General features: G+C 56.5%; 19 protein-coding genes. 4 read left to right on the top strand and 15 right to left on the bottom strand.

Annotated features, from left to right (window positions below; genetic code table 11):
• Window positions 1-39 precede the first annotated feature (39 nt).
• Window positions 40-1,083, top strand: a complete 1,044-nt coding sequence (locus tag OR573_02330; protein ID XGA80521.1) for an IS110 family transposase — start codon at window positions 40-42, stop codon at window positions 1,081-1,083.
• A gap of 740 nt (window positions 1,084-1,823) precedes the next feature.
• Here the strand turns inward: OR573_02330 and OR573_02325 are convergent.
• Window positions 1,824-2,513, bottom strand: a complete 690-nt coding sequence (locus OR573_02325) for a pirin family protein (protein ID XGA80520.1) — start codon at window positions 2,511-2,513, stop codon at window positions 1,824-1,826.
• A 337-nt stretch (window positions 2,514-2,850) separates the two neighbouring features.
• Here OR573_02325 and OR573_02320 point away from each other — a divergent pair, with 337 nt between their 5' ends.
• A complete protein-coding gene (locus OR573_02320) occupies window positions 2,851-3,654 on the top strand; it encodes an SDR family oxidoreductase (GenBank protein ID XGA80519.1) in 804 nt (267 codons plus the stop codon).
• Between the two features lie 3 nt (window positions 3,655-3,657).
• On the opposite strand, the gene OR573_02315 is transcribed toward OR573_02320, so the two are convergent.
• The 10 genes from OR573_02315 to OR573_02270 all read right to left on the bottom strand — a co-directional run bounded on the left by OR573_02315 (window position 3,658) and on the right by OR573_02270 (window position 13,852).
• Window positions 3,658-4,509 (bottom strand): hypothetical protein, encoded by an 852-nt coding sequence (locus tag OR573_02315; protein XGA80518.1) that lies wholly within the window; start codon window positions 4,507-4,509, stop codon window positions 3,658-3,660.
• Window positions 4,510-4,557: 48 nt separating this feature from the next.
• Window positions 4,558-5,295 carry a sulfite exporter TauE/SafE family protein gene (locus OR573_02310; protein ID XGA80517.1) on the bottom strand — a complete coding sequence of 246 codons (738 nt, stop codon included), beginning with the start codon at window positions 5,293-5,295 and terminating at the stop codon, window positions 4,558-4,560.
• 144 nt (window positions 5,296-5,439) lie between these two features.
• Entirely contained in the window at window positions 5,440-6,030 is a 591-nt protein-coding gene (locus OR573_02305) for a malonic semialdehyde reductase (GenBank protein ID XGA80516.1), read from the bottom strand.
• A 58-nt stretch (window positions 6,031-6,088) separates the two neighbouring features.
• Window positions 6,089-6,952, bottom strand: coding sequence for an intradiol ring-cleavage dioxygenase (locus OR573_02300; protein ID XGA80515.1), 864 nt, complete (start codon window positions 6,950-6,952; stop codon window positions 6,089-6,091).
• Window positions 6,945-7,874 carry an NAD(P)-dependent oxidoreductase gene (locus OR573_02295; GenBank protein ID XGA80514.1) on the bottom strand — a complete coding sequence of 310 codons (930 nt, stop codon included), beginning with the start codon at window positions 7,872-7,874 and terminating at the stop codon, window positions 6,945-6,947. The genes OR573_02300 and OR573_02295 overlap by 8 nt, the downstream gene beginning before the upstream one ends.
• Window positions 7,875-9,248, bottom strand: a complete 1,374-nt coding sequence (locus tag OR573_02290; GenBank protein ID XGA80513.1) for an amidohydrolase family protein — start codon at window positions 9,246-9,248, stop codon at window positions 7,875-7,877.
• The gene (locus OR573_02285) at window positions 9,245-10,324 is read right to left on the bottom strand and encodes a maleylacetate reductase (protein ID XGA80512.1); all 1,080 of its coding nucleotides are present in this window, start codon (window positions 10,322-10,324) and stop codon (window positions 9,245-9,247) included. The genes OR573_02290 and OR573_02285 overlap by 4 nt, the downstream gene beginning before the upstream one ends.
• A gap of 66 nt (window positions 10,325-10,390) precedes the next feature.
• Window positions 10,391-11,932: a sugar ABC transporter ATP-binding protein gene (locus OR573_02280; GenBank protein ID XGA80511.1), complete on the bottom strand. Its 1,542-nt coding sequence runs from the start codon at window positions 11,930-11,932 to the stop codon at window positions 10,391-10,393.
• Window positions 11,929-12,891 (bottom strand): ABC transporter permease, encoded by a 963-nt coding sequence (locus tag OR573_02275; protein XGA80510.1) that lies wholly within the window; start codon window positions 12,889-12,891, stop codon window positions 11,929-11,931. Before OR573_02275 ends, OR573_02280 begins: the two co-directional genes overlap by 4 nt.
• 13 nt (window positions 12,892-12,904) lie before the next feature.
• Window positions 12,905-13,852: an ABC transporter permease gene (locus OR573_02270; GenBank protein XGA80509.1), complete on the bottom strand. Its 948-nt coding sequence runs from the start codon at window positions 13,850-13,852 to the stop codon at window positions 12,905-12,907.
• A 76-nt stretch (window positions 13,853-13,928) separates the two neighbouring features.
• On the opposite strand from OR573_02270, the gene OR573_02265 reads away from it, so the two are divergent.
• Window positions 13,929-14,054, top strand: coding sequence for a hypothetical protein (locus OR573_02265; GenBank protein XGA80508.1), 126 nt, complete (start codon window positions 13,929-13,931; stop codon window positions 14,052-14,054).
• 29 nt (window positions 14,055-14,083) lie between these two features.
• Here the strand turns inward: OR573_02265 and OR573_02260 are convergent, their stop codons facing one another.
• The 4 genes from OR573_02260 to OR573_02245 all read right to left on the bottom strand — a co-directional run bounded on the left by OR573_02260 (window position 14,084) and on the right by OR573_02245 (window position 19,999).
• A complete protein-coding gene (locus OR573_02260) occupies window positions 14,084-15,022 on the bottom strand; it encodes a sugar ABC transporter substrate-binding protein (protein ID XGA80507.1) in 939 nt (312 codons plus the stop codon).
• Between the two features lie 260 nt (window positions 15,023-15,282).
• The gene (locus OR573_02255; GenBank protein ID XGA80506.1) at window positions 15,283-16,305 is read right to left on the bottom strand and encodes a PDDEXK nuclease domain-containing protein; all 1,023 of its coding nucleotides are present in this window, start codon (window positions 16,303-16,305) and stop codon (window positions 15,283-15,285) included.
• A gap of 44 nt (window positions 16,306-16,349) precedes the next feature.
• Entirely contained in the window at window positions 16,350-17,807 is a 1,458-nt protein-coding gene (locus OR573_02250; GenBank protein XGA80505.1) for an aminoacyl-histidine dipeptidase, read from the bottom strand.
• An 83-nt stretch (window positions 17,808-17,890) separates the two neighbouring features.
• A complete protein-coding gene (locus tag OR573_02245; GenBank protein XGA80504.1) occupies window positions 17,891-19,999 on the bottom strand; it encodes a GNAT family N-acetyltransferase in 2,109 nt (702 codons plus the stop codon).
• Between the two features lie 395 nt (window positions 20,000-20,394).
• Between OR573_02245 and OR573_02240 the strand changes: the two genes are divergently transcribed.
• Window positions 20,395-21,510 carry a TRAP transporter substrate-binding protein gene (locus OR573_02240; protein XGA80503.1) on the top strand — a complete coding sequence of 372 codons (1,116 nt, stop codon included), beginning with the start codon at window positions 20,395-20,397 and terminating at the stop codon, window positions 21,508-21,510.
• The last annotated feature ends 9 nt before the right edge of the window (window positions 21,511-21,519 follow it).

Here is a 21,519-nt window from a genome sequence, read left to right as displayed (position 1 = left end):
TGAAACCATCAATCATCATGAAGATGAGGAGAAGCCCAGATGAACATTATCCGCGTCGGTGTTGATATTGCAAAGTCGGTTTTTCATGTCCACGGCGTAGATCGTCATGACCAGGTTCAGTGGCGTGGTAAATATGCTCGGAGCAAGTGGTTGGACGCCATCGTCAAGCGTGTACCCACCGGTGCAACGATTGGCATGGAAGCTTGTGCTTCATCTCATCATTGGGCACGGGAGCTTCAGAAACGGGGTTACAACGTCCGGTTGATTGCCGCTCAGTTCGTCAAACCGTATGTGAAAAGCAATAAGAATGATCGGGTGGATGCAGAGGCCATCTGCGAAGCGATGAGCCGCCCCAATATGCGCTTTGTTGCTCCCAAGACTGTTGCCCAGCAAGATGTTCAGGCAGCACATCGCATCCGTGAAGAGTTGGTAGGGCAACGCACCGCTAAAGCCAACCAGATTCGGGGACTGGTAGGTGAATATGGGATTATCGCGCCTGTTGGCATTCAGCAACTGCGCCGAGCATTACCTCGATGGCTGGAAGATGCAGAGAACGGCCTAACTGATAGCTTTCGCATTTTGCTTAACGGTTTGGCTGACGACCTTCGGCACTTGGATGACCGCATCACAGCACTCGACGAGAGCATTGTTGAAAGCGTGAAACAAGATCCCGTCGCACGGCGTTTAATGACATTGCGAGGGGTTGGGCCACTCACGGCCAGTGCGCTATCCGGTGCGCTGGGAGACGGCCAGGCATTCAAGAAAGGGCGTGATTTTGCCGCCTCTCTAGGATTGACACCTCGACAACACAGCACGGGCGGACGAGACCGTCTTTTAGGCATCAGCAAACGCGGTGACAGCTATCTACGCAAACTGCTCGTCCACGGAGCACGCGCCGTGTTGCGACAGGTAGATCGCAGGGACGACGGCCTGAGTCATTGGCTTAAAGGTCTGACGTCTCGAAAACATATTAATGTCGCAACGGTAGCCCTGGCCAATAAAACGGCTCGGATTGCCTGGGCGCTGGTACGTAATGAAACAGCTTATGACGAAAATCTTGCTGCGGCGAGTGTCGGCGTTTAAGTGAGTTAGTTGAAGATAGACACGTCTTCGAAATAGTCGGTATCGAAAATTTTGTTGGAGATCTTCCACACCGCGATTGCATGGCATTTTGATTGATGGCGAACAGGTCGAACCGGCACGGGGAAACCCCTAAAGGACATGGAGCCACGAGCTCGTGTAAACGATTGGGAACCAGTGCGCGGATAGCCCATTAGGGTCTGATGCTAAAAAACGGCATCATTAGAGAGACCGAATACACGTAGGCAGTCGTACCTTAGTCGCGACCAAACAAAGTGCTTGCAATAGAGGAGGAGTCCATACACGTCCTTATGCTCACGCTTGAGGATTTTGTCAGCTTGACTAGCACTGATCGGCGCCTCGGCAAAGAGTGCCTGTCGCATGTGATACAACGTGGCATTGGCCACTTTTCGCGTTGCCACACACAGCCGACGGCATGCCGCATGATTAGCATGGCCGGGGCGAATGGTGATGCGTTCAACGCGGTTAACAAACATGGGTCGCCTTTTGATTGACACCTACTGTAAATATATCAGGAAAAAGGTGCGTATCAATATCAAAACACAACGCATGACAACTCAATCAGGCCGTCCTGACGGACGGCGCGCTATCCATCCACGCCCAATGCGTGGCTTGGACGTGGAATTTCGCGCATAACGTTAAAAACAGCAGCAGTGCCTGAAGGCAGCTGCTGTTTTTTTTATGTCTCAGCCAAACGTTTTGAGTGCCGTTACGTCACCTGTTCAGGCCAGATCAAACAACAGTACGTCGGCATGATCCGGGCAGTTTACCTGGATGGTTTCCTCCGGTGCGAAAGAGGCGGCGTCGCCAGTACTGAGCAAGGTACCGTTAACCTCCAGATTGCCTTTCGCCACATGCAGCCAGGCATAGCGCGATGGCGGCGGCGTGATGTTGTCGCCTTGCTGAAACAGACCCGCGTAGAGATTGACATCCTGGTTGATACTTACCGAGTCGTGCCTGCCATCCTGAGACACCACCAGCCGCCATTGCGCCGTGCGGCTTGCCACGGGGAACGCTTTTTGCTCGTAGCTGGGCGGAATACCCAGTTTGGCAGGTTCAATCCATATCTGCAGAAAGTGCAGGCCGTTTTCATTTGAATGGTTAAACTCGCTATGCACCACGCCTGTGCCTGCGGACATCCGTTGAACATCTCCTGGGCGGGCGATGGCGCCGTTGCCCATGTTGTCGCGGTGCTCTATTTCCCCTTCCAGCACATAGGAAATGATCTCCATATCACGGTGTGGGTGGGCCCCAAACCCATTTCCCGGGGTGACTCTGTCTTCATTGATCACGCGCAGGGCGCGAAACCCCATATGCGCCGGGTCCATGTAGCCAGCAAAGGAAAAGGTATGAAACGAGCGCAACCAGCCATGGTTACCCTTACCGCGATCTTCAGAACGTCTAATCTGCATGCTGGACTCCAGTATTGATATCAATCACAACGATCAATTTCACACTCACCAGGCCTTTGGTAAAGGTGAAATATTTCTCTCCACCGTCACAATAAATTTGATTGACTCTTCATGCTCACTCCTCCTCCTGCAGAAACGTCCAATCTGGTCATATTAGCGTTGGGGCAAGCTGTCATTGCCCGTATGACCTGTCGAGAATATGCCCACACAAGGAAACAAATTCTGTCATTCATGACACCGACGTAATGACAGCCCTTGTTAACGCCAATTCCATACGCCCGACCTTAGATCCGTTGCGGCATGGAACGACTCACAATAAGACTTACAAGGTGACCTCATGGACAACACTCGACTCCAAGGTAAACACTGCCTGATTACTGGCGCTGCACGTGGCATGGGCGCCGCCGTGGCCGAACACTACGCCGCTCAGGGCGCCAAGGTATGCGTGGCGGATCTCAATCTTGAAGGGTGCGAGGAAGTGGCTGCGCGCATCAAGGCCAACGGTGGCGAGGCCATCGCGATCAAGCTCAACGTCACTGACCGGGCCGATGTGCAGGCGGCGGTTCAGGCCACGGTCGATGCCTTTGGTAGCCTGAACGTGATGGTCAATAATGCGGGTATCAACAAGCCGTTGATGTTCCTAGATATTACCGAAGAAAACTGGCACCAGATCATGGATGTCAATGCGCTGGGCTGCCTGCTCGGTATGCAGGAAGCGGCCAAGCAGATGATTGATCAGGGCAAGGAAAACGGCCCTTATAAAATCATTAACGTAGGCTCGATTCTGTCTCGTCAGGCGTTTGACGACGTGGTGCCCTACTCATGCAGCAAACATGCGGTACTGGCCATGATCAACGGCGGCGCCAAGGCGCTGGTCGACCACAACATAACTGTTAACGGCTACGGCCCCGGCGTGGTGCGCACCGAACTATGGGAACAGCTCGACAAGGATCTGGTCAGCATCGGCAAGTTTGAAAAGCAGGGCCAGTCGATGGATGAACTGGCCGAGAAAATGATTCTGATGAAGCGCTACTCCTACCCGGAAGACGTGGTCGGCACCGCCTCCTTTCTGGCCAGCGCTGAATCTGATTACATGACCGGCCAGCTGCTGATGATTGATGGCGGCATGATCATGCAGTAACCCTCATTCGGGAATGAGGGTCGGCCCCGCCAAACCGTCATTCCCGCATGCCCTTAGCGGGAATCCATCCAGCGGCATCAGGATACCGCTGGCCGCCAGATCACCAAACCAGGGCAGGTCGCAGGCCACAATGTCGTAGCGTGATTTCGTCAGGCGCGCATTATAGTGAATGTCTTCCAGCAGGTTATCAATCGAACGCGCCTTGTTGCGAATCTCCAGCCCAAAGATCGATTCCAGCTGGCGCTTAAGGTTGTGCATGGCCATAAAGGTGGGGTCGGCATGGGCTAACACCCGCAGCCCACCTTTCAATTCAAGCCGAGCAGAAAGCACCGCTGGCGTGGATATCACCGGCTGTGACGCTGACGCCCCTAAAAATATCTTGCTGGCTGACTCAGAGGCAGGGTCTATCCCGAACAGCGGCCCGAGGATTCCCTTGATCCGCTCGGCGTAACGCTCCCACTCCTCAATCATTTCAGGCGATGGGTGCAGAGAAACGGTCTTGCCGGTTTTGGTTCTGGGCCGTGAAATAATCAGGCCACGCTGACGAATACTTTCAATCCCCCGCTTGGCAGTACCGTATGAAAGCCCGGAGGCATCCGCCAGTGAGGTGGGCGTCGTCAACCTGCCAGCCAGGTGATTGCGCATAAGGTGCAACAGCATGCGCATTTCGCGATAGCCCGGCGACATGCTCAAAGTGCTTTCGGTCTCATCTTCCAGCTTTTCAATAAAATCAATAAAGCGCGCAAGCTCGGTGCTGGATATTCTCGATACCGGTATTTGCGATAGCTTGTCGTAAGGCCCTTCAGGATTGACGTCATCTAACCCGGCTTGACCGACCATCGGCGTATTTCTCATCACGGCCTCACTTGATCATTTGGCCAGTAAAGGCCTGTTTTTCATGATTTAACTTATGCCATCCATGATAAGTCGAAACCCTAACAGAATCAGCAGAACCAGGATGATCCGGAAAAACAGCTCGCCATCAATGCGTTTCTGAATCACTAGCCCCAACTTCACGCCTAACCACGCCACCGGTATCAGTAGCAGCGCTATGGTCAGGTTATCAATATTGATCAGACCCAGCAGAGTGTAAGGCACCAGCTTGACCAGATTGGTAATCGCCAGAAACACCACGGCAGTGCCCAGAAACTGCTGCTTGGTCAGCTGGCACTGCAGCAGGTAAAAATTCAACGGCGGGCCACCCGCATGGGCAATAAAGCTGGTAAAGCCTGCTATCCCGCCGCACAGCCACCCCACCCAGCCAGGCATTAACTTACCGCGTAGCGGCTTGAATAGCCCCCACAAGCCAAACAGTACCGAAAAAATACCCAACAGTAACTTCAACAGTGCTTCATCAAACCAGCCGTAGGTGAAATAGCCAATCACCACCCCTAAGATGGCAGGAGGAAACATCAACCACAGTAAACGATCGACCCGCTGGCGCCACCACGCCTTGAGACTGAACACATCCATCACGATCAGCAGCGGCAGCATGACCGCCACCGCAAAGGCCGGGCTCGCCTTGAGCGAGATCAAGGGTACGGCCACAACGCCCACGCCACCGGCAAAACCTGATTTGGAAATACCGGTCAGCAGCACAGCGACGACCATCAGCAGAACGAACACCCAATCAATTGTCATGATACGCCTCTTTTATGCGCCACAGTCTGTAGAAAAAAGCCTGTAGATAGAAAGCCTGCGGATAAAAAAAGAGGCCATGATCGTCACGGCCCCTTTCGGATCTTTGATTCTGTCACACGCTAACCGGAATAAATCCCGGCAGGCTCACAGAATCTGGCAGACTTCCTCAAAGGCGAAGCGGTCGCCACGCGGGAACAGCGCTTCTGGATCGCCATAGCCCAGGTTGCACAGGAAGTTGCTTTTCACCTTGCCATCCGGGAAGAACTCTTCATCGACGGCAGCGTTATTGAAGCCGGACATCGGGCCAGCATCCAGGCCGAGTGCGCGAGCAGCCATGATCAGATAGCCGCCCTGAATCGAGCTGTTGCGGAAGGCGGTAGAATGAATGAAGTCCGGCTTACCTTCGAACAGTGATTTGGCATCTTTGTTGTGAGCAAACATGCGCGGCAAATGCTCATAAAACTCGGTATCAAAACCCACCACAGCCACGACCGGGGCTTTCATGGTCTTTTCCTGGTTGCCCGGCAGCAGTGCTGGCTTCAGACGTTCCTTGGCTTCGTCAGTGGTCAGAAAAATAATCCGCGACGGCTGGCAGTTCATGGAGGTAGGGCCAAAGCGCATCACCTCATAAAGCTCACGCAGGGTTTCTTCGCTCACCTGACGGTCCTGCCAGACGTTATGGGTACGTGCTTCGGTAAACAGGCTGGCAATAGCCGCTTGATCAATCTTGCTCATGTCATTTCCTCTCGTGGTGTAAACGGCTCGACAGGAGCCGGACGTTCATGGGCGCCCTTCAGGACGCTTTCAGGCCAAAATCATAAGTAAAGTAGCGGTAAGGGGTTTCCATCTGCCGGCCATCAGGCCCCTGCCCTGCAGGTTGCTGAGTAAATGTCTTGACCAGCGAATCCTTCACCCCAAAGACCGCATCGGAATCCAGATAGGGATCGTCTTCGGCAAAAATCTGGGTCACCAGGGTTTCGTACCCTGGCGCCATCAGCATGAAATGTACGTGGGCAGGGCGATACGGGTGGCGCCCAGTGGTTTCGAGCATCTTGCCCACCGGCCCATCGGTCGGAATCGGGTAAGGCGATGGCGTCACCGTCCAGAAGGCATAACGCCCCTGGTCGTCGGTGTGAAAGCGCGCGCGTAACGAGGCGCTTTCAAGCTCAGGCTTCTGGACGTCATAAAAGCCTTCACTGTCTGACTGCCAGACATCAATGGTGACATTCGCCAGCGGCTTACCCTGATCATCGTGGACATGACCCTCAACAAATAACGGCTCACCTTCAACGCCCCAGTTGATGGCGTCGCCCTGGTTCGCCTGGGGAGGGTCAGCGACGTAGAAAGGCCCCAACACGGTACTTTCGGTGATCTTGGGGTCACTGCTTGGGTGGTTGATGGCATCCACCAGCATGGTCACGCCCAGGGTGTCGGACAGCAGGATGAACTCCTGGCGCTCGTCATCGCATATCTGCCCGGTACGGGTCAGAAACTCAATCGCCTGGGTCCACTCTTGTTCAGTGGGCTGCACCTCGCGCAGATAGGCATGCAGATGTTTTACCAAGCCATTGAGCAAGGTTTTAAGCCGTTCGTCCTCACAGCTTGAAAATTCATCAATCACTGCCTGGGTAATATTGTCGGTGGTCAGGTTACGCATGTGTTTGCCCTCCCTGCTGTGCAGGCGTTGGCTCACCCAGCCCGGAAAGGCGCTCGGTGTGATGTACGGTAGCGATATAGTCATCATCGCCGTGCCCGGTGGCGATCAGCGCGGTATAGGCTTCGCGCATTTGCGCTGCCAGCGGCGCCGACACCCCTGAGCCATGGGCACAGTTCAGGATCAGGTCAAGATCCTTGGCCATCTGGGCGGCGGAAAAGGTCGAGGTAAAATCGCGCTGGGAAAGCGGCGGCACCTTGTACTTCACCATAGGTGAGCCCACCGCGCTGTCAGAAATCAGCTCCAGCATGGCGTCCCATTCAATGTTGCCTTTACGCGCCAGGGTCAGGGCTTCGCTCAGCATCCCGGCACTCACCGCAATCATTAGGTTGATCGCGAGCTTGGCGACCCGAGCCTGCTCTTCGTCACCCAGCCAATACTGCGCTTTGGTAAAGGCATCAAACACCGGCTTGGCGGTTTCCATCGCCGCTTGCGGGCCAGACACCATCGCCGACAGCGTGCCTGCCTCGGCTGCCACCGGGTTGCCTGACACCGGGCTGCGCAGATAGGCAATGCCTTGAGCCTTGGCTGCTTCAGCTACCCGCGCTGAGGCTTCCACGCTGACCGTGCTGGTCTCGATCAGAATACTGCCGGGTGCCATATGACGGATCAGCTCGCCGGGCTCAAGGCACAGACTGATCAAGGCGCGGTCATCGGGAATCGAGACAAACACCAGATCACAATCCGCTACGGCGCTGGCAAGCGATGGATGCGGGGTAATGCCTATGTCTTCGGCGAGCGCCAGACGCTGTGCTGAAAGATCAAAGCCTTGAACGGCCGTCCCTGCCTGAATAATCCGGGTGGCCATCGGCAAGCCCAGCTTGCCCAGGCCAACCCAGGCGACCTTGGAGGATGAATGGGACATTTAATGTGCCTCCTGTGTGGATTGCGCTTCACGCGCCAGCAACTCGGCGTGAATGCGATGGCCTGACGCGGCAAGCTCGGTAATACCCGGCTGGGTGTTTATCAACAGGCGACCGCCACGTTTCTTGAACTGCCCGGCCACCATGACGCTGTCGACGTTGGCCAGGCTTGTTTGCATGACAACGCTGGAAATCGGCTCGTTAACCGGCTGCATATTGAGTTGATTACTATCGAGCAGTACCAGATCCGCCTGCTTGCCTGGGGTCAGGCTGCCAATGCGGTCATCAAGCCCCAGGGCTTTCGCGCCATCCAGGGTGATCCAGCCCAGCGCTTCCCGGGTGGTAATGGTCGAGGTATCGGGGATCTTGCCCTGCTCCCGGCGCGAGGCATCGTTATCCAGGGAACGCTGCATGCCCAGGGCAGCACGGGCCACGCTGAACATATCGCCAGAAAGCACTGACTCAAGATCCACGCCCAGTGAAACTACGCCGCCGTGCTGGCGTACCAGGCCAGTGACCGGAAAGCCGTGGCCCTGAGTCATCTCGTTTTCCGGCGCCACTGAAAAGGTCACGCCGCTAGCGCAGAACCTAGCCATCTGGCCATCATCCAGGCTCTGGCCGTGGACAATATTGATATCCGGGCCTAGCAGGCCACGGGCTTCTACTTCGTCCCAGGCGCCGGGGGCCACGGCTTCGCCACCGCCCTGGTGCATGGACGCCACCAGACCGAATTCTTTGGCCAACGCGAAGTCCTGCAGAGTGACATCCAGGGTGGAATAATGCGGCCCCAGAATCGCCATCCCCAGGGTCACCAGGCCATCAGGGTCAGACAGCTCCCCTGCCAACAGGCGCTCGATTTCATGACGCGGGTGGGGAATTTCACTAAAGTGCGGCTGACCGGGCTTGGGGTCAGGCTTGGGCGAGCCGTGCATAAACAGGGCGCGAATCCCCGACTCCTTCAGCCCACGCACGGCGGCGTCGGTGTGTTCTGGCGTCGGGTTGTTATGGCACCAGTCACCCAGTGTGGTGGTGCCACAGTTCAGCTGATTGATCGCACCCATGCGGGTGGCAATATAAATATCATCCGGCGTGAACAGCGCTGCCAGACCACGGTGTACGTGGCGAAAATACTCCAGCAACGTCCAGTTGGCCGCCACGCCGCGCAGGCCGGTCTGCCAGGTATGCATATGGGCATTCACCAGCCCGGGAATCAGGATGCCGCCACTACAGTCAATCACCTCAGCATCCGCACCTACCACCAGATCATGGCCCACGGCCGCAATCTGCTCATCCTCAACCAGCACCTGGCCGTTGCTTAACTCACCCAGCGCTGGGTCCATGGTGATCACGCTGGCGTTAATAAACAGGGTTTTCATAGCGCCTCCCCGCGTTCAGATTGTGGGCGCAGGCCTGCCTGGGCATTACCCAGCAGGCGCGCTATCCCATCAACGGTGATCTCTCTTGGGTTCCAGTAAGGGTTACGGGTGGCCATCGCCGTGGCTTTGTCCACGTCTTTGATGCCGAAGCCCAGCTCCGAGAGCGCACTGGGTGCGCCAACCGCACGCCCCAGGTCATACAGGCCGGTGGCCGCATCGTCGCAGCCCAGGGCGCGTTGGATACGCGCCATGGCCTGCGGCGCGGCCGGGGCGTTGTAGGCCACCGCATAAGGCAACACTATGGTGTGCGTTTCTGCATGGGGAAGGTTGAAGGAGCCGCCCAGGGTGTGGCACAGCTTGTGGTGCAGCGACATGCCTACCGAGCCCAGGCAGGCGCCGCACAGCCAGGCGCCGTAAAGCGCATCGGCACGTGCGTCGACGTTGGACAGATCGCTGGCAATAACCGGCAGGCTGCGTGCCAGGGCCGCAATGCCTTCTTCGGCCATCAGTGTAATCACCGGGTTGCCGTCGCGGGCATACAGCGCTTCCACCGCATGGGCAATGGCGTTGACACCACTGGTGCCCGACATGCCAGCTGGCAGCGTCAGGGTCAGGTCAACGTCATAAATCACCGTTTCCGGCAGCACGTCCAGAGTGCGCTGGGTAGTTTTCTCACCGTCGCGGGTTTCACCCAGGATCGGCGTCATTTCCGACCCGGCATAGGTGGTGGGAATAGCGATCTGGGCTAACCCCGTGCGCAGCGCAATCGCCTTGCCCAAGCCAATGGTAGAGCCACCGCCAATCGCGATGGTGCAGTCCACGTCCAGTTCCTTGACGACCCGCATGGCATCATCCGTGATATCCACCGGGGTGTGCATCGCAGCCTGGGCATAGACACCGACGCCCTTGTTGCCCAACTGCTGCAAGACATCCTCGGCCTGCTGGTGCTGCTGCGGCGTGGCCAATACCAGGGCGCGCTCACAGCCTAGCAGAGCCAGCTCTTCCCCCAGACGCGACAGGGTTCCCTGGCCAAATACCACCCGCGATGGCAAGCCATTATAAACAAAGGGTTGCATGGAACTTTCCTTATACGTTTGAAGTGGTCTCCGGGCACTCCCGAGAGCGCCCCCATCACGACACCGCTAGCTCACCTGGGCCTGCTTGCCCATGCCGGTAATCCCCTGCACCAGCGCATCCTCACTGACGTTGTCGCCATCAAACTCAGCGGTCACGCGGCCGTCGTACATGGCGATAATGCGGTTACTCAGTCCGAGCACTTCCGGCATCTCCGATGAAATCACCAGCACGGCATAGCCGGACTTGGCCAGGTCTTTCACCAGAGCATGAATCTCCGCCTTGGAGCCCACATCAATACCCCGGGTAGGCTCATCAAGAATCAATAGCTTCGGATGGGTATGCAGCCACTTGCCGATGACAATCTTCTGCTGGTTACCACCACTGAGGTTGCCCACCTTCTGGCGCCAGCTGGGCGTCTTGATCTTCATCGCCTGGTGGTATTTGTCGTAGACTTCACGCTCTTTCGAACTCGTCATAAAGCCCATTGACGACACACTAGACAGGCTTGCCAGGGTCATGTTGTCTCGGCAGTTCATGCCCAGAATCAGCCCCTGGTCTTTGCGGTCTTCCGGGACTAACGCAACGCCACTGGCGACTGCATCGTGGGCGCTGCGGAAGTTGACGACTTCGCCCTCCAGCAACACCTCACCGGCAGCTGGCGTACGCAAGCCGAAGATGGTTTCGGCCACTTCAGAGCGCCCCGCGCCTACCAGGCCATACATGCCGACAATCTCACCCTTGCGCACGTTAAAGCTGACGTCCTCGAACACCCGCTTCACCGAGAGGTTGCGCACTTCCAGCAGGTTATCGCCGAACTCCGTTGGCTTGCTGTCATGATCAAGCTCCAGACTGCGGCCGATCATCATCCGGGTGATTTCGTCTTCGTTGGTATCTGCGGTATTGACGGTGCCGGTGTATTCACCATCGCGCAGTACTGAAATGCGGTGGGAAAGATGAAAGATCTCGTCCATACGGTGGGAGATATACACAATCCCCACACCCTGCTCACACAGTGAATTGATCACGTCATAGAGCACCGGCTTTTCGTGGTCGGTCAGTGACGCGGTCGGCTCGTCGAAGATCACCACCTGAGGGGTAAACGCCAGAGCCCGGCCAATTTCCACCATCTGTTTCTTGGCAATCGACAGCGAGCCCACCAGGTCATCATGCTGAAAGCCACACTTGAGGGTTTCCAGTATCTTGTTGGTATCCTCACGCAGCTTGCGCCAGTCAACGCGGTTGAAGGGTTTTCTGGGCAGGCTGCCAAGGAAGATGTTTTCGGCGACCGTCATTTCCGGCACCAGCGATTGTTCCTGGTGAATCAGCACCACCCCTGCACGCTTGGCATGCTTGGGGTTTTCAAAGGCCATTTCCTCGCCGCCCAGAATGATCCTGCCTTCATTGGCCTGATGTTTACCGGCCAGCACCTTCATCAGGGTTGACTTACCCGCGCCATTTTCACCCAGCAAGGCGTGTACCTCGCCGGGGCGCACGTCAAAATCCACGTTGCTGAGTGCCACCACGCCAGGAAAGCGTTTGGTAATGCCTTTGAGTTCAAGTATCGGCGCGGCCTCAACCGGCCGACGTGACTGAGAAGAAGCATTCATACCCGCACCTCCTTGGTTGAGGGCGCATTGAGTTTCTTGTCGATGATCAGCACCGAGATAAGAATCAGGCCGAGAACCACCAGTACATAGAAGGCGGGCACCTGCATCAGGTTCATGCCATTACGCAGGATACCGATTGCCAGTACGCCGCCCAGGGTGCCCACTATGCTGCCGTAGCCACCGGTCAGCTTGGTGCCGCCTAGCACCACCGCCGTAATCACCCACAGCTCATAGTCACGCCCCAGGTTAGGCGTCGCCGCCCCCATCTGGCTGGCCAGCAACACCCCTGCCAAGGCAGCGAAGAAGCCCACGATCATGAAGTTGATCATCATATGGCGGCCCAGGCAGATGCCCGCATCGATGGATGCTTCAGGGTTGCCGCCAACGGCAAAGGTATTGCGGCCATGGCTCGTACGCGTTAGCACCAGGTGCATGATCAGCGCGCAGACCAGGAAGATGATCGCCAGAACCGGCATTGGCCCAATCGAGCTCATGCCAAAATCGGAAAAGGCAAAGTTCATTGCATATAGAGATTGCTCTTCGGTGTAGACAAAGATGAGCCCTCTTACACCGATCATGGCACCAAGCGTGACGATGAAGGCGTTAACGCCTGTTTTCCAGACAACCAGGCCATTGATGGCGCCCAGCACGACGCCGCAGGAGAGCGCCGCCACAATGGCCAATACCATGCTGGTTTCCTGCAGCCCGACCACCAGCGATGCGGCCAGCCCCAGCACTGCTCCTACAGAGAGATCAATGTTGCCGTTGATCATGACCAGCGTCATGCCCAGCGCAATCAGCCCGATGGTGGACGTCTGCACCAGGATGTTGGTGATATTGCCCCAGGACAGAAAGTACTCCGACATGAAGCTGAAAAAGATAAAGATGGCAATGACGAACACCCAGATGGGCTGTATCACTGTTCTGCCACGGAAGAACCCTTTAAAAAACGACATCATGTATTCCTCCGCGCTATGAGTGGGTGGTCAGCAAGCGCTTGCGCTTGTTGGCAAGATCCAGCCATACGGCCAGGATGATAATCACCCAGGTGACAAGCCACTGGATGTAATAGGGGTAGCCCATCAGCAGCAGGCCGTTCTGGATAAAGCCCAGAATCAAGACACCAATCACGGTCTTCCAGATACTGCCCGCACCGCCCAGCAGGCTGGTGCCGCCCAGAATGACCCCCGCCAGTACCAGCAACTCATAGCCCTGGCCCACATTGTTCTGCGACCCCATCACCCGGGACCCCAGCACCAGCGCCGCACAGGCCACACAGAAAGCAGAAATCAGATAGGTGCTGAACACGCACCAGTTGTTGCGAATACCCGAGTAAACCGCCGCCATGGGGTTGCCGCCCACCGCAAAGATACGCCGACCGTATCCGGTGTAGGACATTACTATCTGCATCACAATGGCCAACAGGCCAAACATCAGGACAGGCACGGCAATACCGGCCAGATAGCCACGGCCAAAGAAGGCAAACCAGGTGCCTTCCTGATCCGCAATATCGACGTTCTGACCGCCGCTGTAGATCAGTACCAGCCCCTGAATGGCAGACAGCATGGCCAGTGTCACAATCAGCGAATTCAAGCGCAGAAAACCAATCAGAAAGCCATTGACGGCGCCAATCATCAAGGTCAATGCAAACATCAGCAAAATGGCGTTAGTGGGGCCGATCTTGTCGTGCAGATCCACCACCAGAACGGTTGAAAATGACAGCATCGACCCGACCGAAAGATCCAGGTTGCCGCCGATAATCACCACCGTCACGCCGATGGCAATAATCCCGATAATGGATGCCTGTCGAACCACGGTCATAATGTTCGACTGGGAGAGGAACTGTTCGGAAAACAGCGAAAACGCAAACATCCCGAGCAGAAAGAAAATAAGAATCCCTTGAGCCGACAAAAAGCTCATGACACCTGCCTTGCTCAGCTTTGCTGCGGGCAGGTTAGGTTTTGTTTGATCTGCAGAAGCCATTCTGGTCACCTGTATGAAATCACCTTGGCAGGCACTTTGTATTGTGGTGATCAAGCGACTTGATCACCACAACGGTCAGCGCACGCCCGTGCAGGAATTGCGCTTACTGGCAGAGAAGAACCATAACGCCAGCCACTAAGGGGCTGGCGTTATAAAGCCCTTGTGCCATCAGAATACCGGGCGTTCGAACTCATCCAGGTTTTCAGCGGTGATTTTTGGCGTTTCGAAGAAGTTCATTTTCGGTACTTCTTCGCCCGACAAAACATCCAGGGCCGTCTTCAGGGCCGCTTCGGCATCATCGACAGGAGATTGATAGATAGAGCCGTAGTACTCGCCACGCTGAATGGCATCGTAACCAACGGCAAAGTTGGTGGCGCCAATAAAGATGATCTCATCGGCCCGCTCTTCACCCTTGGCCGCATTCAGAGCGCCCACGCCCATGTTGTCATCGCCGGAATAGACACCATCAATACGCTCATACTTGGTCAGAAAATCTTCCATAACCCGCTGGGCACGTTCACGGTTCCAGTTACCCGGCTGGGTCTCCATCAGCTCGACATCAGGGCAGACTTCTGCCAGACGATCCTCAAAGCCACTGGCACGCTCCATGGCGGTGGTATAACCCGGCTGGCCGGAAATCTGTAAGATCTGACCTTCGCCGCCTAAGGCATCACACATCATCTCGGCAGATGAAATGCCTTGCTGAACGTTATCCGGACCAGAGAAAGCAGAGATAAACTCAAGCCCTGCTTCTGCAATCTTGGAGTTGGTGACGATCACCGGGATGCCAGCACTATGCGCCTGACGAATGGCCGGAATGACCGCCTGGCCGTTGGTAGGCCAGATGATGATCGCATCCACTTCCTGTTGAATAAGGTTGCGCACCTGACCAATCTGGCGCGCCACATCGCCACCCGCATCCAGAACAACCACGTCAACGTTATCCATCTCATCAGCGGCTTCCTCAAAAGCGCTTTCATAAGTGGTCTGATAACTGTCCACACCGACGTTATTCTGGGTAATACCGATGCGGTACGTGCTTTCAGCCTGAGCGGCAGTGGCAGACACCATCAATACCGAGGCGGCAATAGCGGTTTTCAAGAACATAGCGTTTCTCCTAGCGTTTTTAGTAATTGTTGTTAGCTTGCAGGCCGTGCAAGCCTGGATAGGAGCTTACGTTCAGGGTTCAGTAAGGCACAATGCGATCAACCGTCAGAAATGGCCACTCTGGATATTTTGTTTTATTAACGGCGGGCGGCGGCTGATATCCACTTTCGCAGGGGTTACCTCATCGCTGTGGTCATCGACAGCAAAACTGTTCAATGGTAAGCGTCAAGGCTGGGGTGATGGTATACAGATACATCTGTTCAATCAGGCTTCGTTCCAGATGCCTTCGCCTGTGCAAGCTGCTGCTGTACCAAGCTCCGCTCACGCTCCAGCTCACGGCGCAGTTCTTCTTCCGTCGGCAAGTAAGGATGGTATTTAGCGGCAAACATCTGTGCGCTGTCGGTGAGTACCGAATACTTCACCACCGCTTCGCTTTTCTGGCTGCACAAGATAAGACCAATGGTGGGATTGTCGTCTTGCTCTTTGTAATGCTGATCGTAGATGCGGATATAGCTATCCATCTGCCCCACATCCTGATGGGTAAGCTTGCCCAGTTTGAGATCCACCAGAAGAAAGCATTTGAGCTTGAAGTTATAGAACACCAGATCGATATAGAAGTCCTGATCTTCGGTAGAGAGGCGCTGCTGGCGAGCAACAAAAGCAAAGCCTTTACCCATCTCGAGCAAAAAATCCTGTAGGTTATCAATCAGACCGCGTTCAAGATCCGCCTCCAGATAGCGCTCGGCAGGCAGGTCGAGAAAGTCCAGAATATAGGGGTCACGCAGGTAGTGCCGGGCGTCCTGCTGGGCTAACGGGCGCGTAAGCGTCTCGGCCTCCTGCTCGACCTGGCGTTCCAATGCTCGACTGCTCCAATGCTGGCTTGCCGCTTCAGCCATATACCACTCTCTGGCCTGATGGTTATCAATCCGCAGCAGAATACGATAATGCGTCCAGCTCAATTCGGTACGCAGTGCGTTCCGATTTGGAAACGCCAGATAAAACGCACGCATATTGCGCAGGTTTCGAACATCAAAGCCCTTGCCAAATTCACGGGTCAGTTCGCCGGAGAGCCGCTGAAGCTGCTGTTTACCATAGGCCGCGCGGGATTCACCTTGTTGCTCGTCTTCCACAATCAGGCGGCCAATCTGCCAGTAAGTCTGCACCATGGTGCTGTTGACTGCTTGCACCACCTGCTGGCGGGCAGTGGCAACCAGCTCACGGATGTCAGATACCAGCCGAGGACTGAGATCAGCCTGAGATTCCTTGTTTTTTTCAGGCACCATAACCAAGCTCCTTTAAATGCCAGTCTCCTATTTCCCTGGTTTGCTTAACGCTTTGCGGCGGCTTCCAGCAGCGCCGTGAGCAGTGCCCAGCACTCGGTGACGGCCTCCAGCTCAACGCGTTCATCCGGCGAGTGGGCGCCGCGGATGGAGGGGCCGAAAGAGACCATATCCAGGTGCGGGTATTTACTGCCGATAATCCCGCATTCAAGCCCGGCGTGAATCACCTTGACCTGGGGCTCATGGCCCAAAAGCACTTTGTGCTGGGCGTTGAACAGCGCCAGCATTTCTCCTTCAGGGTCAGGTACCCAGCCGGGGTAGCTGTTTTCCGCTTTGACTCTGGCGCCCATCAGGCCAAACAGCGCCTTGAAGCGGTCAATCATTGAGGTGACGGCGCTATCATGCAGCGAACGTACCAGAGCGCACAGATGAAAGCGCCCGTCTTCCAGGCTGAGCACTCCCAGGTTGTTTGAGGTTTCCACCACACCGGGGACATCGGCACTCATTTTTTCCACCCCACAAGGCGCGGCGTGCAGAGTAGCCACCAGCATGGCGCTGGCATCATGACTCAGCGCTTCTCCATCCAGGTCAGTAGGCGCGGCTTTCAGAGTCACGCCAGGGTCGGCACTGCCCAGTTCACGCTTGAACACCTGTTCAAATGCTGCAATCTGTTCCAGGGCGTCGTCCCAGGCGTCAGCGGGCAACGCCAGGGTGGCAAAAGCTTCACGGGGAATCGCATTGCGCAGAGTACCGCCCTGATAGCTTTTCAGGCGCGCGCCCATTTCAGCGAGTTCACGCAGCACGCGCATCATCAGGCGGTTGGCATTACCCAGCGGCTGATGAATATCCATGCCGGAGTGACCACCTTTCAGGCCGGTCAGGGCAAGCGCCAGCCCACGCTCGTCATCACGCAGAGCGGCGCCGGGCAGTTGGGCATTGACCACCACATCACTGCCACCGGCACAGCCGATATACACATCGCCACTTTCTTCGCTGTCCAGATTGATCAACCGCTGGCCGGTGAGCCAATCCGGCGCCAGGTTCAGCGCACCGCCCATGGAGGTTTCCTCTTCCAGGGTGAAGAGCGCTTCCAGAGGGCCGTGAACCAGCTGAGTATCTTCGAGCGCCGCCAGTATGGCGGCTACGCCCAGGCCATTATCAGCCCCCAGGGTAGTGCCATCGGCATGTAGCCAGCCGTCCTTGACGTAGGTGCTGATCGGGTCGCGGCTGAAGTCGTGTTCGTGCCCGGCGTTTGCCTGGGCCACCATATCCAGGTGGCCCTGGAGGATAACGCCCTTGGCATCCTCGTAGCCTGGCGAGGCAGGCTTGCAGATGCGCAGATTGCCGAAGCTGTCGCGGTCATGGGCAAGCCCCAGTGAGTCCGCCCAGGCTTCCAGCAGGGCGACCAGTTCTGCCTCTTCCCCGGAGGGGCGTGGCGTATTGCACAGGGTACGAAAATGGCGCCATACCGGCGCTGGCGTCAATGTTTCCAGATGTTCGTTCATAAACACTCATCGTGAGATTAATCGGGCTACTTTACACGTCCCCAAGGCTTCAGGAAATATTTCAGGCAGTGCTCAAAAAAGGGTCAGGCGTCACCTAGCAGGGCCGCGACTGCCTTGCGTAGTGCCGCCACCGAGGCTTTATGGCTGCTGGCCAGCGGTTGATTCTGCAGCGCCCAGCTCGCGACCGCCTGTAAATCAGCGCTAACGCCCTCCTCAACACTCTGCTGGGCGGTATGAATGGCCAATGCCTGCAGGGCGCCACGTGCCAGGCGTGGGTCACGATGGGCAAAGGCCACATCCCGGGCGTCCTGAACCTGATGGCTCTCGATAGGCCTGGTCGGCATTTCGGCCAGTAAGGGCACCACGATATCCGCCGGCAGCTCGGAAAGCTCAAACGCCAGCATGGCCAGCAGGCCAGCATGCAAGCGCTGGCGCAGAGCCTGGATGATCTTTTCACCTTCAGGGGTTAACGCCTTGGCGACCATCAAGGCCACTTCCCCTGTGGTGGTATCTTTGGAAATCCCCAGCCGCACCGGCGTAAACCCTGCCGCCTGCCAGAACGCCAATAACCCTGCCTCGGCACCAAAGGTGGCACCACACAGCGCCATACCATCGTGGCGCGCTTGCTCAACGCTGTGTGCCAGCAATGTGCTGGCAACGCCCTGGCGGCGTACCTCAGGGTGAGTGGCAATGCGGGTCACCCGCCGCCAGTTTGCCGTCAGCGCTTCACGACAGCCTGCATGGGCGGCCAGCGATTGGGCCAACAAATGCCCCTGGGGGCGGCGCTCTCCCCTGGCCACTTGCTCGGCCAGATCGGCTGGAAAGCCGCCTTCATTGCGGGTCACCACCACCCCACGGGGCGCCGTTGGCTCTCCCTGCAGGCCGAGCTGGGTGGCGGGGCCATCCAGCAGCTGACGAATATCGCTGGGCGTGGTGCGGTAGTGGGACTGAACCAGAAGCCCGAACAGGGCTTCAAGCGCCGCTTCATCGCGCCCCAGCGCCGCCTGGGAAAGCCACTCAAACCGGGTGCTGGCCGAACAGGGTGGCAGCTCCGCCTTGAGTAACAGGAGCCGGTTGAGGGTGGCTTCCAGCGGGTCGCCAGGGTTCCAGCGCACCGGGGTTTCAAGGGTGATTTCGCGCCACTGCGGTGTGTGGCGCATCAACTGGTCACGAAAGCGCAGTGCAAAGCCTCGCCCGGAGCCTTCATAACCGTGCACAGTGGTGGCAAAGGCAATGCGTGGGAAAGCACTCAGCCAACGCCCCAGCAGCGCGGCGGGTATGGCAGCGGCTTCATCAACGAACAGGTAGCTGCCATCGCCCCCTAACCTGCCTTGCTCAACTTCCTGCGTTAATGCATCAGGGGCTATAAAACGCACGCGCTGGCCGCTTGGCAGCTGCAGGCTATAGGCAGACGGCCAGCTCGCTTCAGGGTAGGTTTCTGCCAGCCGCTCAAACACCGGCTGAACCGCCCCAGGCCGAGGCGCTGTGATCCACAGGCTATTGATGCCTTTAGCTAACAGGCGCGCGCAGGCGATGCCCAGGGCGGCACTTTTGCCCCGCCCCCGGTCCGCAGTGATCACCAGCGGGCGGCGGCGCTTGAGATTGACCAGGGCGGCCACCGCCTGGGCCTGGTCGCCGGTCAAGCAGGCTCCATCAGTACTGCCTTTATCAGTAGCGTCTTCGGATGACATGGCGTGTTGCTGTAGTCGTGGCAAATCAAGCGGTTTGCCCGCCTGCCAGTGAATAGCCAAAGGATCAGCGTTCAACTGGCGTTTCAGGCGCGCCAGATAATGTGCTGACAGGCTCTGCCAGCTGGAGGGGTAATCTGCCATACGCCGGTAATCAGGGTCGGGTAAAGCCCCCCAATCCGAGTCTGTTAAAAGTACCAGCAGGCCGCCAGCCTTTAATGTGCCTCCCAGAGCACCCAATACATCCGGGTTTAAACCATCGCGCTGAATGTCATAAACCACCAGCTGATGCTCTTGACCCAAGCGCGTAGTGGCCTTGGCAGGCGGTAAGCAGGTGCTGGCATCCAGCAGGTCAGGCGGGGAGCTGGATACCCAAAGTGGCAACTGCCAATGCCTACCCTTCCAAAGCGCCAGTGCAGTCGCCTGACGCTGTGATGCCTCGCCAGCAACTCTGACCAGACAACGCCAACGGCAGTCTTGCAATTGGTAAGACCAATTAAGCATCTTTTCCTGATCAGAAGTCATTGCAACAGACACTCAGCAAAATCGTCTCCTTCAATTTAATATTGGTCAGACCAATCAACGCCCATTTCAGACTGCAGACTCATCAAGAAAAATGCCAAAAGCACTATCTATTAGTCTAACGCCTCTGCGTATGGGCCTGGCTTAAAATAGTTCCGAAATAACGCAACATAACAGCATTTAGCCTATATTTAGCCTGGTTATAGCGTCTTTAGCAGTAATTTTAGCGCGAATCGTTAAAACAGCGCTTACCTCAATGCTGGCAGCGAGTTGAATAGTGTTGAAACTGTTACTTGAGCACCTGCACGGCTGGCTATAGCCTCACCAAGGCAGTTCAATCTGAATAAACAACAATCAGTGTAAGCGGAGAAAGGTTCATGAATATGATGACCCGCACAAAAGCGTCAATGCGTTTCAAGCTCGCCGGCACAGCTGCTGCTGTGATGATGGCAACGGGCACCATGGCTACGGCAGCCAACGCCCAGGAAAGTGTTCGCTGGCAGGTGCCGATTGCGTTTCCATCCAATCTTGTCGGCTTGAGCACACCGGTTGTGCACCTTTCTGAAAGCCTTGAGGCTGTATCCGGCGGCAATATCAACCTGCGCTACTATGAGCCAGGAGAATTGATTCCTGCGTTTGAGATTCTCGATGCGGTCTCTGAAGGCCAGTATCCGGCAGGCTTTACCTGGGTTGGCTATGACCAGGGCAGCATTCCTTCACTGCCGCTGTATGCAGGCGCCCCCTTCGGTATGGAACCTTCTTCCTATCTGGCCTGGCACTATCACGGTGACGGCCACGAACTGTTAAAGGAAATCTACGAACCCTACAACGTTCATCCGCTACTTTGCAGCATGATTGGCCCGGAAGCCGCTGGCTGGTTTGCCGAGCCGGTTGAATCGCTTGATCAGATGGACGGACTGCGTATTCGCTTTGCGGGTATTGGCGGACGCGTTATGGAGCGCCTTGGTGCTTCCGTTACCATGCTGCCGGGTGGCGAGCTTTACCAGGCAATGGAGCGCGGCACCATTGACGCTACCGAGTTCTCGGCCCCTGCGGTTGACCGCATTCTGGGCATGCAGGAAATCGTCAATAACTATCTGATGCCAGGTTGGCACCAGACGTTTACAACGGCTCACCTGCTGATCAACAAGGATTCCTGGGAAGGCCTGGAAGATGCCACCCGCGCCCAGATCGAGATGGGCTGCCGCTCAGCAACGCTTTTCGGCCTGTCTGAAAGCGAGTGGGAAAACCCGCTGGCCTTGCAGGGCTTCGTAGAAGAAGGTGTTAACGCTCAGGTTCTGCCGGAAGAAGTTCTGCAGGAACTGCGCACTATTACCCATGAAGTCCAGCAGGAAATCGCCAACGAAGACGAGATGTTCCGTCGCGTGCTCGACAGCCAGCAGGACTGGATGCGTATTCACGGCGAGTGGCGCACCAAAGGCTACCTGCCGAAAGAATACTACCTGCCTGAGAACATCCAGCAGCTGGACTAATTGCCTGTG

The sequence above is a fragment of the Halomonas sp. CH40 genome (genome assembly GCA_041875495.1).
Lineage (GTDB): Bacteria > Pseudomonadota > Gammaproteobacteria > Pseudomonadales > Halomonadaceae > Vreelandella.
The sequence above is the reverse complement of the archived record's forward strand: the minus strand, read 5'-3'. Positions and strand labels throughout refer to the sequence as shown.